This is a genomic window from Haloterrigena salina JCM 13891, assembly GCF_000337495.1.
In the GTDB taxonomy this organism is placed as follows: Archaea; Halobacteriota; Halobacteria; order Halobacteriales; family Natrialbaceae; genus Haloterrigena; species Haloterrigena salina.
The window spans coordinates 1-14,946 of record NZ_AOIS01000034.1 but is presented as its reverse complement, the minus strand read 5'-3'; the positions used below and the strand labels follow the sequence as shown (position 1 = coordinate 14,946).

Annotated in this window: 12 protein-coding genes and 2 pseudogenes; 7 read left to right on the top strand and 7 right to left on the bottom strand. The window is 64.9% G+C overall.

What is annotated here, in order from left to right:
• Positions 1-125: 125 nt before the first annotated feature.
• Both C477_RS09290 and C477_RS09285 read left to right on the top strand, forming a co-directional pair.
• Positions 126-2,894 (top strand): ATP-dependent helicase, encoded by a 2,769-nt coding sequence (locus tag C477_RS09290; RefSeq protein ID WP_008894218.1) that lies wholly within the window; start codon positions 126-128, stop codon positions 2,892-2,894.
• Positions 2,895-3,412: 518 nt separating this feature from the next.
• Positions 3,413-4,281 (top strand): annotated as a pseudogene (locus C477_RS09285) (amidohydrolase family protein).
• A gap of 483 nt (positions 4,282-4,764) precedes the next feature.
• Here C477_RS09285 and C477_RS09280 read toward each other — a convergent pair.
• From C477_RS09280 to C477_RS09265, 4 genes are all read right to left on the bottom strand, one after another.
• Positions 4,765-5,532, bottom strand: a complete 768-nt coding sequence (locus tag C477_RS09280) for an IclR family transcriptional regulator (protein WP_008894216.1) — start codon at positions 5,530-5,532, stop codon at positions 4,765-4,767.
• A gap of 139 nt (positions 5,533-5,671) precedes the next feature.
• A complete protein-coding gene (locus C477_RS09275; RefSeq protein WP_008894215.1) occupies positions 5,672-6,271 on the bottom strand; it encodes an HD domain-containing protein in 600 nt (199 codons plus the stop codon).
• A gap of 4 nt (positions 6,272-6,275) precedes the next feature.
• On the bottom strand, positions 6,276-6,992 hold the full coding sequence (locus tag C477_RS09270) for an EthD domain-containing protein (protein WP_008894214.1): 717 nt from the start codon (positions 6,990-6,992) through the stop codon (positions 6,276-6,278).
• A 105-nt stretch (positions 6,993-7,097) separates the two neighbouring features.
• On the bottom strand, positions 7,098-7,565 hold the full coding sequence (locus C477_RS09265; protein WP_008894213.1) for a VOC family protein: 468 nt from the start codon (positions 7,563-7,565) through the stop codon (positions 7,098-7,100).
• Positions 7,566-7,683: 118 nt separating this feature from the next.
• On the opposite strand from C477_RS09265, the gene C477_RS09260 reads away from it, so the two are divergent.
• The 3 genes from C477_RS09260 to C477_RS09250 all read left to right on the top strand — a co-directional run bounded on the left by C477_RS09260 (position 7,684) and on the right by C477_RS09250 (position 10,746).
• Complete coding sequence (locus tag C477_RS09260; RefSeq protein WP_049914453.1) at positions 7,684-8,007, top strand: EthD family reductase; 324 nt, start codon at positions 7,684-7,686, stop codon at positions 8,005-8,007.
• The gene (locus tag C477_RS09255; protein WP_008894211.1) at positions 8,004-9,701 is read left to right on the top strand and encodes a thiamine pyrophosphate-binding protein; all 1,698 of its coding nucleotides are present in this window, start codon (positions 8,004-8,006) and stop codon (positions 9,699-9,701) included. Before C477_RS09260 ends, C477_RS09255 begins: the two co-directional genes overlap by 4 nt.
• Before the next feature lie 76 nt (positions 9,702-9,777).
• Positions 9,778-10,746 (top strand): NAD-dependent epimerase/dehydratase family protein, encoded by a 969-nt coding sequence (locus C477_RS09250; RefSeq protein WP_008894210.1) that lies wholly within the window; start codon positions 9,778-9,780, stop codon positions 10,744-10,746.
• Positions 10,747-10,769: 23 nt separating this feature from the next.
• Here C477_RS09250 and C477_RS09245 read toward each other — a convergent pair whose 3' ends face one another.
• Positions 10,770-10,961 carry a hypothetical protein gene (locus tag C477_RS09245; RefSeq protein ID WP_008894209.1) on the bottom strand — a complete coding sequence of 64 codons (192 nt, stop codon included), beginning with the start codon at positions 10,959-10,961 and terminating at the stop codon, positions 10,770-10,772.
• Positions 10,962-11,057: 96 nt separating this feature from the next.
• Between C477_RS09245 and C477_RS09240 the strand changes: the two genes are divergently transcribed.
• Positions 11,058-12,332, top strand: coding sequence for a M24 family metallopeptidase (locus C477_RS09240; protein ID WP_008894208.1), 1,275 nt, complete (start codon positions 11,058-11,060; stop codon positions 12,330-12,332).
• A gap of 440 nt (positions 12,333-12,772) precedes the next feature.
• Positions 12,773-13,780, top strand: a complete 1,008-nt coding sequence (locus tag C477_RS09235; RefSeq protein ID WP_008894207.1) for an LLM class flavin-dependent oxidoreductase — start codon at positions 12,773-12,775, stop codon at positions 13,778-13,780.
• Between the two features lie 64 nt (positions 13,781-13,844).
• Here the strand turns inward: C477_RS09235 and C477_RS09230 are convergent, their stop codons facing one another.
• Positions 13,845-14,261, bottom strand: a complete 417-nt coding sequence (locus C477_RS09230; RefSeq protein ID WP_008894206.1) for a PaaI family thioesterase — start codon at positions 14,259-14,261, stop codon at positions 13,845-13,847.
• A 90-nt stretch (positions 14,262-14,351) separates the two neighbouring features.
• Positions 14,352-14,946: pseudogene (locus tag C477_RS23475) on the bottom strand (phenylacetate--CoA ligase family protein); the annotation flags it as partial.

Genomic DNA, 14,946 nt, shown 5'->3' with positions numbered 1-14,946 from the left:
TATGGATTCATTACGAATCCGATCGAGCCTCGGCTTCTGACAGTTGGACCGGCCTCGCCCCGTTCGAGTTCACTTCCGCCCCGCTGTCCAAACCCTCTTACATACCGGCCCCGGAGACGACGGTAATGAGCGGGAACGACGGCCTCGAGTTGCCGGTCCCCGACGCCGACCTCCCTTTCGATCCGGACGCCGTCACGATCGAGGACCGCGACGTCTTCGACCTCCTCGAGCCGGCGGTCCAAGAGTGGTGGCTCGAGGAGTTCGGCGAGTACGTTCCCGAGAACGAGGGCTTCTTCACGCCGCCACAGCAGGGGGCGATCCCGAAGATCCACGAGGGGACGAACACGCTGGTCTGTGCGCCGACGGGTTCAGGCAAGACGCTAAGTTCTTTCTGTGCGATTATCGACGAACTCTACCGGCGTGATCGGGACGACGACGACGGCCTCGAGAACTCCGTCTACTGCCTCTACGTCTCCCCTCTCAAATCGCTGGCCAACGACATCCACCGCAACCTCGAGGTGCCCCTCGAGGGGATCGAATCCGTCGTCGCGGAGCGGAACGACGAGGCGGAAATGGGCGAAATCCGCCACGCCATCCGCCACGGCGACACCTCCTCGAGCGACCGCCAGAAGATGCTCGAGGAGACGCCACACATTCTGAACACGACGCCGGAGACGCTCGCGATCCTCCTCAATTCGCCGAAGTTCCGCGAGAAGTTGCGGACCGTCGAGTACGTCATCGTCGACGAGATCCACTCGCTGGCCGCGGGCAAGCGCGGGACCCACCTGTCGGTGAGCCTCGAGCGACTCGAGGCGATGGTCGACCACGACGTCACCAGGATCGGCTGCTCGGCGACGATCGAACCACTCGAGGGGGTCGCGGAGTTTCTGGTCGGGCGGGACGAGCCCGGCGGCGACTCCCGTCCGTACGAGATCGTCGACGCCCGCTTCGCCCGCGAGTTCGACATCGAACTCGAGTGTCCGACCGACGACCTGATCCACACGCCCCGCGAGGTCGTCCAGGAGCGGTTCTACCGGATGCTCCACGAGCACATTCAGGAGCACACGAACACGATCGTCTTCACGAACACCCGCTCGGGCGCCGAACGGGTGTTGCACAACTTGCGCGAGGGGTTCGACGCCTACGACGAGGAGAACTCCGGCTGTCACCACGGCAGCCTCTCGAAGGACGTCCGCCACGACGTCGAGAAGCGGCTGAAGGAGGGGAGCCTCGACGTGGTGACCTCCTCGACCTCGCTGGAGCTGGGGATCGACATGCCCCACGTCGACCTCGTGGTGCAGGTCGGCTCGCCCAAGTCCGTCGCCGCCCTGCTCCAGCGCGTCGGCCGCGCGGGCCACCGCGTCGGCCAGACGGTGACGGGACGAGTCATCGCCCTGGATCGGGACGAACTCCTCGAGTGCGCCGTGATGCTCAAGAAGGCCGAGGACGGATTCGTCGACTCCGTCTCGATCCCGGAGAACGCCCAGGACGTTGCCGCCCAGCACGTCTACGGGATGGCCATCGCCGAGATTCGGCCCGAGAGCGAGGTGGTCGGCATCCTCCGACGGGCCTACCCCTACCGGAACTACAGCGACGAGGAGTGGGAATCGCTCGCCCGGTACCTCACCGCCGACTACGCGGGCCTCGAGGACAAGAACGTCTACGCGAAGATCTGGCGCGACGAGAACGATCCGCCCAGCGGCGAGCACCACCACGAGGAGTACCCCGTCGGACGGCCGCTGATCGGCAAGCGCGGCCGGCTGGCTCGCGTCATCTACATGACCAACATCGGGACGATTCCCGACTCCTTCACCTGTGACGTCAAGACCCGCGCCGGCGACGAGTGGGTCGGCCAGTTAGACGAGAACTACCTCGACACCTTGGAGAAGGGCGACGTCTTCGTCCTCGGGGGCGACCACTTCGAGTACCGGTACCGGCGGGGTTCGAAGGTCTACGTCGACCGCACGAGCGCGCGACCGACCGTCCCCTCGTGGTACTCCGAGCGGCTGCCGCTGTCCTACGACCTCGGGCGGGAGATCCTCGCGTTCCAGGGCGACCTCCTCGAGCGCTACGACGCGGGCGGTCCGCCGCGGGTCCGCGCGTGGCTCCGTGAGTTCCCGTTGGACGACGACAGCGTGCGTGCGATCGCACGGCTGTTCGAACACCAGTTCCGGTACGCGGGGAGCGAGAGCGTCAGCACGACTGATCGCCTCGCGATCGAGGTGGTCCGGGACCGCGAGGAGTACGAGCGCCACTACTACGTCCACTCGAGCTACGGTCGGAAGTTCAACGACGGGTTCTCTCGGCTGCTGGCCTACCGGTGCGCCCAGGAGGCCACCGCCAACGTTCGCGCCGCCGTCGCCGACAACGGGTTCGTCCTCTCGATGCCCCTCAATCGGAAGGTCGACGTCGAGGGGATCCTCGAGGACCTCGAGGCCGACGACGTCCGCGAGGACCTCCGGAGCGCGCTCTCCGGCACCGACCTCCTCCAGCGGTACTTCCGGATCAACGCGACCCGCTCGCTGATGATCTTGAAGCGCTACAAGGGCTACGAGAAATCGGCGAGCGAACAGCAGGTCTCGAGCGAGATGCTGCTCGGTTTCGCCGAGGATCTCGAGGAGTTCGCGGTCATCGAGGAGACCTACCGCGAGATTCTCGAGGACAAACTCAACGTCGCGGAGATCGAGCAGATCGTCGGCGATATCGCGGCCGGCGATATCGAAATCGAACGTACGCTGCTCGACTCGCCGACGCCGCGGGCCTTCGGACTGGCGACGCTGTCGGCCAGCGACGTCGTTCTCGCCGAAGACGAGAGCGCCGCCCTGCAGGCGTTTCACGAGCACGTCCTCGAGGAGATCGGTGAGGAGTCGCTTCGCGGACTCTCCACGGACTAGACACTCAAGCGCGTCGATTCTCTCGCACTCGACGTCGAGATCGCCGACTCTCGTCACGTATCCGGTGCGATGTGCTCGGTCGAACTGATCGGTTAGCGGTGGTCTCTTCGATATGAGTGTCCAACAACGACCTTCTGAGGTTGCTATCAAATACTACTGTATGAATCAATACAAACATATAGATTTATTGTCTTTTATCAGACCTTCGGCCCAAAGTCCAGAATTAGGGTATATTAGGCCCATATAGCCAGGGATATCGTTTCGTCTAACGACATCTCCCATATTGGTGGCCGGAATGAATAAGTGCACTAAAACAATACCAGTAGGCACACTAAGGCGGCATTCGGGTTTTGAATCGGGTCTCTCTCCAGAAGTATAGCAAAAATTAGTATAGTGAAATTAACTCAGATACCATATAATTATCTCTCTCGAGTAGACCGTCGATCGCCAGCACCGGTATTCGATCGACTTCGTCTTTCGTGGGAAAATACATATGGTGTCCTCACGTCGCTTGTGGTATGGGTTCTCCCACGGTACTCGAGGAGTCGCGCGCGATCGACACGCACGCTCACCAGCCGACCAGCGAGTTCCTCCACGACGCGGGGGGACAGATGATGCGGGACGCAGCCGATCGGTTCGGCGCCGACCTCGAGCCGGACACGTACGAAAACATGATCGAGGAGTATCGGGCGGCCGGGGTCGGCCGGGCCGTGTTGCTCGGCTGGGACGCGGAGACGAACACGGGTAATCCGCCCGTGCCGAACGACTACGTCGCCGAGGTCCGCGACGAGCATTCCGACTTCTTCATCGGATTCGGCTCCGTCGATCCGCTCAAAGACGATTGCGTCGAGGAGGCGATCCGCTGCGTCGAGGATCTGGATCTCTCCGGGTTCAAGTTCCAGCAGATCGCCCAGGGGTTCGACCCGTCCGACCCCGAGCACGAGGAGCTGTGGGCGACCATCGAGGACCTCGGGGTTCCCGTCGTCTTTCACGGGGGGAACTCCACCCTCGGCGCGTGTTCGCCGGGCGGTCGCGGCCTGAAGATCAAGTACGGCAACCCGATGTTGATCGACGACGTGGCGGCCGACCACCCGGATCTCCAGATCCTCATCGCGCATCCCGCCTACCCGTGGGAGAAAGAACAGCTCGCGATCTGCCAACAAAAGGGAACGTCTACATGGATCTCTCGGGGTGGATGCCGAGATACATCGACGAGCAGGTGCTGCAGTACGCCAAGTCCCTCCTCGCGGACAAGGTCATGTTCGGGACCGACTACCCGATGCTCGAGCCGGGACCGTGGCTCGAGCAGTTCGCCGCCCTCGACTTCGACGAGGAAATCAAGCGGAAAATCCTCTGGGAGAACGCCGAGGAGTTCCTCGAACTGTAGTCCATCGGCCGTCCGTGGGCCGTCTGGTTCCCTCCTGTCGGAGTGTCACCCATCGACCAGTGTCCACCGAGCGAGTCGCTCGGGTCTCGGGCGACCGACTGCTCCACCCCCGTTCGAATTACGGAAACGACCGTCGTCACGAACACGATCAGCTGAATTACAGTAGTACTTCTGTAATCGACCGGCCCTCATAGCGGATATTACATCGGCACCGCTGTAAGTACAGATCGGATCGATCCGAGGGACGAACAGCGGAGTCCCAGAATTAGTACTCGAGACACCGAATACCGAGCGAATCTGACAGCGACGATCGATGCGCGCTGAATGCCGTTCGAAAGGCTCGAACGAGATAGCGGTGAATCGGCGTCGAACCGGCGGAGAGAGCGTAAGTTCGGTGATGGGACGAGTTAGTGAATTCGGTAATGAGGGAGATACATAGGAGACGTAACCGAGTTCGGTGGCGAGCGGGCGACGACGGGGCCGCTACGAGTGGGCGAGGTTGATCTCCACTTCGTTGGTCGCACCGAGCAGGAGGGACGGAAGTTCTTCGGTCATCAGGTCGTCGCGGAGTCGGTTCGCAGGACCGGCGACGCTGATCGCGCCGATGGCCGTCCCCGACTTGTTTCTGATCGGCGCGCCGACGGCGTGGACGCCGATGACCGACTCCTCGCGGTTGAACGCGTATCCCCTGTCGCGGATCGTCGCGAGCTGGTCGTGGAGCTCGTCGCGCTCGGTGATCGTCTGGTCGGTCTGTGCGGCGAGGCCGTAGTCCTCGAGGATCGACTCGATGCGGTTGTCGGGCAGGTGCGCGAGGATGGCTTTGCCGGCGGCGAACTGGTGGAGATACGTCCGCTGTCCGATCCGCGCGTGGGTCTTGACGGAGTGTCGTCCTTCGGCGCCGTAGATGTGGACGCCCATCCCGTGCTCTTCGATCACGCACCAGACCTTCTCGTTGGTTTCCGCGGCGAGTTCGTCGACTTTGGGTCTGGCGACGTCGTACAACCGGTGGCGGTTGCGCACGTGAATGCCGTAGTCGAGGAACCACGTACTGATGCGATAGACGTCGCCCTCCCGGACGAGCAGCCCCCGCGACTCGAGCGTTTTCACGTGCCGGTGAACCGTACTCTTCGCGAGGCCGAGTTCGTCGGCGATGTCGGTGATCCCGGCACCGTCGTCGCGTTTGAGCACGTCGACGATGTCGAAGGCCGTCTCGACGGTTTCGACCGGCCTGTGTTGGGATTCGCTTGGCATGCGTTCACAATCGTGGCGAATCGGCAAAAAGCTGTTCCCGCTGTTCGAACGTTTCCTGGTTTCGTTCGCGGAGTTCGAACGCAAGTTCGCCGGTCTCTCGGTCCAATTCCAACGGACTCGCGCCGGGACGGTCGAACGACTACGAAGTCTGGGAGTACTCCTCGACCCACTCCTGTAGCGTGATCCCCATCGTCGCCTGCGTGATGGCGTTCGACGACGCGGAGTTCGCGCTCTTGACGAGTTCGGCCTCGAGCGTGCGCGTGGGGACCTCGCCGAGGAAGTGCGGGATCGCGCGTTGCACGGCGAGCGGACAGCCGACCTCGTGGGCGAGGGCGTAGCCGGAGATGGAGTGGGGGATCTCCTCGCTGACGTATCGCGGATCGGGATCGGTGAGCAGTTCGTCGTCCACGAAGTCGGGGTACTCGTAGCACTTGCCGACGTCGTGGAGGAGACACGCGGCGACGGTCACGTCGACGTCGGGATCGGCGCCGTGGAACGCCCGCTGTTCGCGGGCGGTCTCGAGCGCGATGCGCGCGACGCCGCGAACGTGTTCGACGTTCGTGACGTCGTGGATGTTCCAGGCGTAGGGGATGTCCTCGACGTCTCGCCAGCCGCCGCGCGCTAACCCGAGCACCCACGCCTCGACGACCCGTTCGCGCAGGTCTTCGTCCTCGATTTGCTCGAGTTCGGGAAACGCCTCGCGGACCTGACTCTCGAAGTCGCGATCGGTGTTAGCCATGCGATCACTCCTCGGCCGTGACGAGGCGCTCGCGGCCGATGAATCGGGGCCGCTCGTCAATCGCGAGGAAGTTGTCGACGTCCTCGCGGGCCTCCTTCGCCTTGCCGTTCTCGGGGTCATAGTCGCGCGAGCCCTCGCTGCCGAGCGCGTCGTACAGTTTCTCGAGGTCTTCGAAGTAGAGTTCGGCGACGCCGTCGAACTCGGCGTTCTCGGGATCGGTCGGAATCACCGTGTTGTACTTCACGACGCCCTCGATCTCGCGGGCGATCGGGGTGTGGTTCTCCTGCCAGTAGTCGACAAACTCCTCGTGGCTCATTCCCTCTTGTCGGACGAGAAAGGCAGAGTGCTTGTAGAGCCCGTCAGTATCGCCGTCGACCTCGTCCTTCTGGACGGTCTCCTCGCCAATGAACCGCGGTCGCTCCTCGACCGCGAGGAAGTTGTCCACGTCTTCGCGAGCCTCCTTCGCTTTCCCCTGCTCGGGGTCGTAATCGCGCGAGCCTTCGCTGCCCAGCGCGTCGTGGAGCGCCTCGAGGTCCTCGAAGTACAGTTCCGCCAGGCCGTCGAACTCGGCGTGATCCGGTTCGGTCGGCAACACCTGCTGGTAGCGAACCACCCCCTCGATCTCGCGGGCGATCGGGGTGTGGTTCTCCTGCCAGTAGTCGACGAACTCCTCGTGGGATAGGCCGTCCTGACGAACCAGTAACGCGACGTGTTTGTACATCACGACTGTGTTTTCCGCACAGTACAATAAATGGTGAGGCCTGTGACCGCGCCGCACGCAGTCGCGTTCCGACATCTCCGACGTAGCCCGTCCGAAGCGGCGGTGTCAGAGCGACTCGCCGCGGACGAACAGCCGCCGTCCCGCCTCGCGGGTCTCCGCGTACCCGTCGTCGTACTCCATGAGCTGGAGCAACGCACCGGTCGGGTTCGACGGCGCCACGAACGCTTCGCCCCAGTGTTCGAATTCGGCGTAATCGGCGACCGGGACGTCGTGTGCGTCGAGGACGTCGACCGCTCGCTCCAAGTCGGCAACCTCGAGCGTGATGTGATGGAGGCCGGGGCCGCGTCGCTCGAGGAAGTCGGTGAGGAACGATTCCGAGCCGTCCTCGGGAGCAATGAGCTCGAGCCGAGAGGCGTCGCCGAGGACGTACGTCGCCCAGGTGAACGCACCGTACTCGCTGGACACCTCGTGGATCTTCTCGCAGCCGAGGACGAACAGCAGTTCTTCGACGTCGTCGATCGATTCGACGGCGATCCCGACGTGATCGACGCGCATCGCTGGCATCTCGGGCATACGGTGGAAATAACGGTAGGCGCACATAACCTTGCGGTTCGTGTTGGCAGCCACCGCGGTTGAGGTGAACACACCGCACCGATAGAACAAAGTCGGCGGATAGCAACAGTGAGGATGCATGATAACATTGGTCGAGTTTCTCGTCCGGGACGACGAGTACAGCCACGACGAGTTCGTCGAACGGTGGCAGGGCGACCACGCCGAAATGGCCAGCGAACTCCCCGGTCTGAAACGGTACAGCACGTCCGTTCCGGCGGACCCCGACGACGCCGAATACGACGGCGTCCTCGAGCTCACGTTCGAGGACGGTCGGGCCATGAACGAGGCGTTCGAGTCCGACATCGGTCAGGAGGTCATGGACGACGCTGCGGAGTTCACCGATCCCGGCGCGGGACCGCGAATGGTCGTCGAAGAGACCGTGCACGTGGACGCCGACGAATGACGACGACCGCGTCCGCACTCGTCGAGACGCTCGAGGACCTCGACGTCGAGTACGTCTTCGGCTATCCGGGCGGCCGAGTCATCGAACTGCTCGAGCACCTCCCCGACTCGGACGTCGACCTCGTCAGGCCGCGCGACGAGCGCGAGGCGAGCGTCATGGCGGAGACCTACGGCCGGCTCACGGGTCGCCCGGGCGTCCTCGCCGGCCAGGGGCCCTGGATCGGCAGCCTCGGGATGATCGGGCAGATGGAGGCACGGCTGGCGTCGTCGCCGATGGTCGTGCTCACCGAGGCCTCCGAGCGTGGCGAGTACTCGACGCTGGCGCCGTACCAGCAAGCCCGCGGGGATTACGGCGGGTTCAGCCTCCCCTCGATCCTCGACGGGGTATCCGAGGAGTGGTGGTTTCCGCGCACGCCGATCGAAACCCTGCGCTCGACGCAGTTGGCGTTCAAACACGCCGTCGCCGGCCGTCCCGGTCCGACCGCGATCATCCTGGACGGCGACGCGATTACCGACGACGTTCCCGACGATCCCACGCCGACCGCGTGGGACGCCCCCGCTCAGACCCGGACGTGGGACGCCGCGCCGACCGCATCGGACGTCGCCGACGCCGTCGAAGCGCTCGAGGGGGCGGAGCGGCCGGTGATCGTCGCGGGCAACGGCGTCCACGCTGCACAGGCCTACGAGGAACTCGCGGCGGTCGCCGAGGCGTACGACTGCGTCGTCGTCACCTCGTATCTCGGCAAGTCGACCTATCCCGAGACCGACGACCGCGCCGCCGGCGTCATGGGGTCGTTCGGGCACGAAGGCGCGAATCGGGTCGTCAGCGAGGCCGATACGTTGCTCGTCGTCGGCTGTCGGCTGAACCCCATGGACACGAACTGGCAGGCCCCCGAGTTCATTCGTCCCGACGAGCAGACGATCGTCCACGCGGACGTCGACGCGCGCAACGCGGGCTGGGTCTACCCCGCCGATGTCGGCCTCATCGGCGACGCGAAAGAGAGCCTCGCCGCGCTCGCCGACGCCGGCGACGCGTCGAACGACTGGGCGATAGAACGCGCGGCGACGGCCAGAGAGTGGTTTACCGCCCCCGAGTGCGAGGACGACTCGACGCCGATCAAACCCCAGCGCGCCGTCACGGAGATCGAAGCGGTCGTCGACGAGGAGACGATCGTCACCGCCGACTCCGGCAACAACCGGTTCTGGCTGTTGTACTACCTGCAGACCCCGGCCGTCCGCACCTACTTCGGTAGCGGCGGCGTCGGCGGAATGGGCTGGGCGAACCCGGCCGCGGTGTCGGCGGCGCTGACGACGGACAAGGACGTCGTCGCGGTCGCCGGCGACGGCGGCTTCTCGATGACGATGAACAGCGTCGAGACCGCCGTCGAATACGGCGTCGCGCCCACGTTCGTCGTCCTCAACGACACCAGCCTCGGGATGGTCCGGCAGATGCAGAGCGAGGACGGCGACATCGCCGGCGTCGAGTTCCACGACACGGACTTCGTGAAAGCCGCCGAAGCCTTCGGCGCCGTCGGAACGCGCGCGACCGATCCCGAGGCGTTCGCCGCGGCGCTCGAGGACGGCAAGGCGGCTGACGTTCCCCACGTCATCGACGTGCGAACCGACCGCGAGGAAGACATGGCCGACACGCTGGCGTCCTCGTTCTATGAATCGGTCGGAGGGCTCCACGAGTGACGGGTGACGACGACGCCCGCGGTCGGCTGAGAACAATCACCAACCTATACGTGAACTATCGACATATTACGGACACATGAACGACACCGACGCTACCGTACTGGTAACCGGTGGAACCGGCTTCATCGGTTCCTACGTGGTACAGGACCTGCTCGAGCACGGCCACGACGTGATCGCCTACGACCTCTCGACGGACGCGGAGATCCTCGAGAAACTCGGCGTCGCCAACGACGTGGACGTTCGACGCGGCGACGTCTGCGAGCCGACCGACGTGATCCGCGCGGTCAAGGAGACGGAAACGACCCACATCGTCCACCTCGCGGCGCTGCTGACGACGACGGCGCGCGAGAACCCCCGAAGCGCGGCCGACGTGAACGTCATGGGGACGAACAACGTCTTCGAGGCCGCGCGCACGCTGGACGATCAGATCGAGCGCGTCGCGTGGGCGTCCTCGGCGGCGGTCTACGCCCCGCCGCACAACTACGACGCGGAGTGGATCGACGAGGACGAACTCGTCTATCCGGACACGCTCTACGGCGCGACCAAGGAGTACAACGAACACCAGGCCCGGGTCTACCACGAGGACTACGGTCTCGACCACGTCGCGCTCCGGCCGACGGTCGCCTACGGCCCCTACCGCGAGACCGGCGGCTCGGCGTTTCTCGCGAACATCATCGAGAAACCCGCGCTCGGAGAGTCCTACAGCGTCGAGTACGGCGATCAGGCGATCGACTGGCAGCACGTCGAGGACATCTCCCAGGCGTTCCGGAAGGCGGCGTTCACGGCCGAAGACGACCTGTCGCAGCGAGTTTACAACGTCCGCGGCGTGCTCGCGACGGTCCGCGAAGCCGCGGAGACAGTCGAGTCGATCGTCCCCGGCGCCGACGTCGACGTTTCCGACGACGGCGAACTCCCCTGGACGCAGAACCTCGACATGACGAAGGCCCGGGAGGATCTCGGTTACGAGGTTCAGTACGACCTCGAGTCGGGGTTCCGGAAGTACATCAACGTCTTACGCGAGGAAGCGGGTCTCGACCCGGTCTGACCCGCCGTGTTCCCGGCTTCGACTCAGTTCGAGCCGTCCCCGCGCTCGCGGACCCGCTCGATTTCCTCCTCGTCGAGGAGGTCCAGCAGGTTCTCGTCGCCGGCTCGGTAGCGCTCGAGTTCCGATTCGGTCAGCTTGCGCTCGATCTCGTCGTCTCCGAGGCGCGACTCGAGCATCTCGTCGATGTCTTCCGGATCGTAGCCGGGTATTGGCATGTACGGGCATAGCACGCCGACGACCTTATAGGCGGGTGTCCCTCGCCGATCGCCGCCAGCGGTACGGTTTAGTGGATTCCCGTGATATGCCACGACATGACATTCTACGAGCGGGAGTTCATGGAGGGAACGCGCGGCACGCAGGCCGTCGACTGGGAGCAGCGAATCGACACGCAGCGGCTTCGCGAGGAGCGCAAGGAGAAAGCGCTCGAGCACCTCCGGGAGACGGATCTCGGCGCGATGCTGCTCGTTTCGGACCCCAACATCCGGTACGTCACCGGGCTGGCGATGACCGGCGGCAGCGGCGCGGACCACTACACGCTCCTGACCGAGAACGGCGATATCGTCCACTGGGACACCGCCGACCACGCGAGCAATCAGCGGTTCAACTGCCCCTGGCTACACGACGTCCGCTACGCCTGTCCCGGCCTCGGGAACGTCCCGCGGGCCTCGGGCAGCCCGTCGGCTCGGCGGTTCCTGCTCTCGACGATGGCCGAGACGGTCCACGAGGCCATGGAGGACTACGGCGTCGCCGACGAGACACTCGGCGTCGACGTTGGCAACCGAGGACTACTCGAGGCCCTCGAGGATCGCGGCCTCGAGACCGACGTCGAGGCCTGCAACACGGTCATGGAGGACGCCCGAAAGGTCAAGACCGAAGACGAGATCGAGTGTCTGCGGATGGTCGCGTCGATCTGCGAAGCGGGATTCCAGGCGATCAAAGACGCCGCGAAACCGGGCAAGCGCGAGAACGAGGTCTGGGGCGAGGCGGTCGAGGAACTGTGGCGCCACGGGGCGTTCGTCGGTGGCGGCTACCTCACCTCCGGACCGAACACGTGGCCGAAACACCAGGCCAACACGACCGACCGTGCGATTCGGCCGGGCGATCTCGTCTACGCCGACTTCTACAACATCGGCTACCTCGGCTACCGATCGTGTTATTACCGGACCTTCTCGATGGGCGAGCCGACCGACGAGCAGCGGGAGGCGTACGAAACGGCTCGAGACAACCTCTACGACGTGCTCGAGCGCATCGAACCCGGCGCGACGACCGACGAGATCGCCGAGGGGTTCCCGGACATGGAGGGCGAACACGCCGACTACTACGACGCCGACGAGCACTGGCAGCTGACCACGAACCACTGGGCCCACGGGCTCGGACTCCAGCTGTACGAGGTCCCGCTGATCTGGCGCGGCCTCTCGCCCGATCACCCTATCGAGATCGAAGCGGGGATGACGATGGCCGTCGAGACCCAGGAGCCGGCCGGCCGGCAAGGCGTTCGCGTCGAGGAGATGGTCGTCGTCCGCGAGGACGGCGTCGAAATCCTGAGCCAGTGGCCGGTCGAGGAGATTACGGTTATCGATCACTGACCGCCTTGGAACGGGTATTTTGATGCGGTCCGGTGCATGAGTGTGAGTCGCCAGTTTCGAGACCGAATCGCTCGAAACCACTACGAAAGCCCCTGGCACGCTCGATCCTCCGGGGCTTGCTGCGGTCCTCGCTTCGCTGTGGTCCTTACTGCGCCCGGGAGGGATCGACCGCACCAGCCCCTTTCAGTCCCGCCCGTATCGGCTGGTCGGGCAGGCCACCGCGGGCGGGACTGAAAGGGGCTGGCGCTCTCGGTTGGTGAGACGACGCAAGGACCGCAGCCCGAAGGGCGAGGACCGCAGCGAGTCGTAACCACCGAGAGCGCCAGGGGCTTTCGTAGTGGCCACAGCGACGAAGCAACGAGCGAATCCAAACCAGAACTCGAGTCCGACGAATAGCCGAGGCACTAACAATTAAGCCGGTCACACTGGATGATAGGACTATGAAACTCGGGACGGGCCTGTTCACCGCCCAGCAGCGGCCGGACGACGACCGCGAGGCGAGCGACCTGTACGACGAGGTACTCGCGTTGAGCCGCGAGATCGAGGTCGCGGGCCTCGACAGCGCCTGGGTGTCGGAACACCACTTCGCCGAGGACGGCTACCTCTCGGGAACGATGCCCGCGCTCGGGGCGATGGCCGCCGAGACAGACGACCTCGAGATCGGCAGCTGCGTCGCGCTCGGACCGCTGTACGACCCGATCAGGCTCGCGGAGGACGCCGCCACCGTCGACCTGCTCGCCGACGGCCGACTGACGCTGGGGCTCGCGATCGGCTCGAACCCGCGGGAGTTCGACGTCTTCGCCGTCCCGCGGGACGAACGGGCCGAGCGGCTCGCCGATCTCGTACCGTTCCTCCGAGGCGCCTGGAGCGGAGACGACCTCGAGTACGAGTCCGGGTTCCACGACGTGCCGACGGACGTCTCGATCACGCCGAAACCGACCGACGAGTCGGTACCGATTATGCTCGGCGGCGGCGCGAAGCCGGCCGTCCGTCGGGCGGCTCGGATCGGCGACGCGTGGTGTGCCCCCTCGGCGCTCTCGGTCGAGGGCGTCCGCAAGCGCGTCGAGGACATCCGGCAGGTCCGCGAGGAGGAGGGCCTCGAGGACGACTTCACGATCTACGTCCTCCAGCACGGCTGGGTCGGCGACTCCCGTGAAGACGCCTGGGAGGCGATGCGGGACGGCTACTTCTACCTGCAGCGGCGGTACGCGGAGCTCTTCTCCGGCGAGTCCGTCGACGAACTCGAACCCGAGCGCAAGCGGGAACTGAAAGAACAGGCGATCTTCGGGACGCCGGAACAGGTCGTCGACGAACTCGAGCGGTATCGCGAGGCGCTCGGCGACGATCTCCACTTCATCCTCCGGACGTACTATCCCGGCGTCGACACGGCGGAGACGATCGACTGCGTACACCGACTCGGACGCGAGGTAGCGCCGGAACTCGAGTAAAGCGGACGGCCGGCCGGGTCGATAGCCGGACGTGACGAAACAGAATACGGAGGACGCTCAGCGATCAGCCGGTCTTGTAGACCCCGCGCGCGTCGGCGATGTGCGTCCCGACGGCGTCGGCGTCTTCAGGAGACTCCTCGCCGTTTTCGGCGTAGACGTCCACGTCGACGACGCCGACGTCGCTTCCGCAGCGCACGACGTCGGCTTCCGCATAGAGGTCGCCGGTGCCGGCGTTGAGGTAGTCGATCCGCATGTCGATCGTCGGAACGGGTTGCTCGACCAGCGAGACCAGCGCCGCGCCGCCGACGGTGTCCGCGAGGGTGAACGTGACGCCGCCGTGGGCCATCAGCCGGTCCTCGTTCCACGAGAGGTCCTCGCTCATCTCGAGGCGGCCCTCGGCGTGCCCGTCCTCGCAGTCGGTGACGTCGATCCCGAGCAGGGAGGCGAACGGCATGCCCTCGAAGAAGGCTTCGATATCCATGCACGGTACTGTCTCACGAACCGTATTAAAAGTGGGAGTCGGCGACGTTCAGCGGGACGCGCTCGGCGCCGGTGGAGAACGCGGTCCGCTTCAGCGGTGGTCGTAGACGCGTTTGACCTTCCCGACCTCCGTTCGCTCGAGGGTTCCGGACTCGACCAACTCGAGGTCGTCGGGCGTGAACGACAGCGCGTTCTGGAGTCGCTCAAGGATCTCGCTCCGGAGTCGGCCGCGGTCGCCGTCGAACGCCTCCTCTAGTTCGATCGTGAGCTCGAGGGTGTCGAGGTTCTCCTCGCGCTCGAGGTCGATGCGGTAGTAGGGCGCGACCGCCTCGAACTCGAGGACGACGGCTTCNCTCGAGGGTGTCGAGGTTCTCCTCGCGCTCGAGGTCGATGCGGTAGTAGGGCGCGACCGCCTCGAACTCGAGGACGACGGCTTCGATCTGGCTCGGGTAGAGGTTGACGCCGCGCACGATGATGAGATCGTCGGCGCGGCCAGTGACGTTGTCCATTCGGACCATCGTGCGGCCGCACTCGCACTCGTCGGTCGTGAGCGTAGTGAGGTCGCCGGTGCGGTAGCGCAGCACGGGCAGGGCCTCCTTCGTGAGCGTCGTCAACACCAGTTCGCCCTCCTCGCCCTCCGGAAGGGGTTCTCCCGTGTCCGGGTCGACCACCTCAGGGTAGAAGTG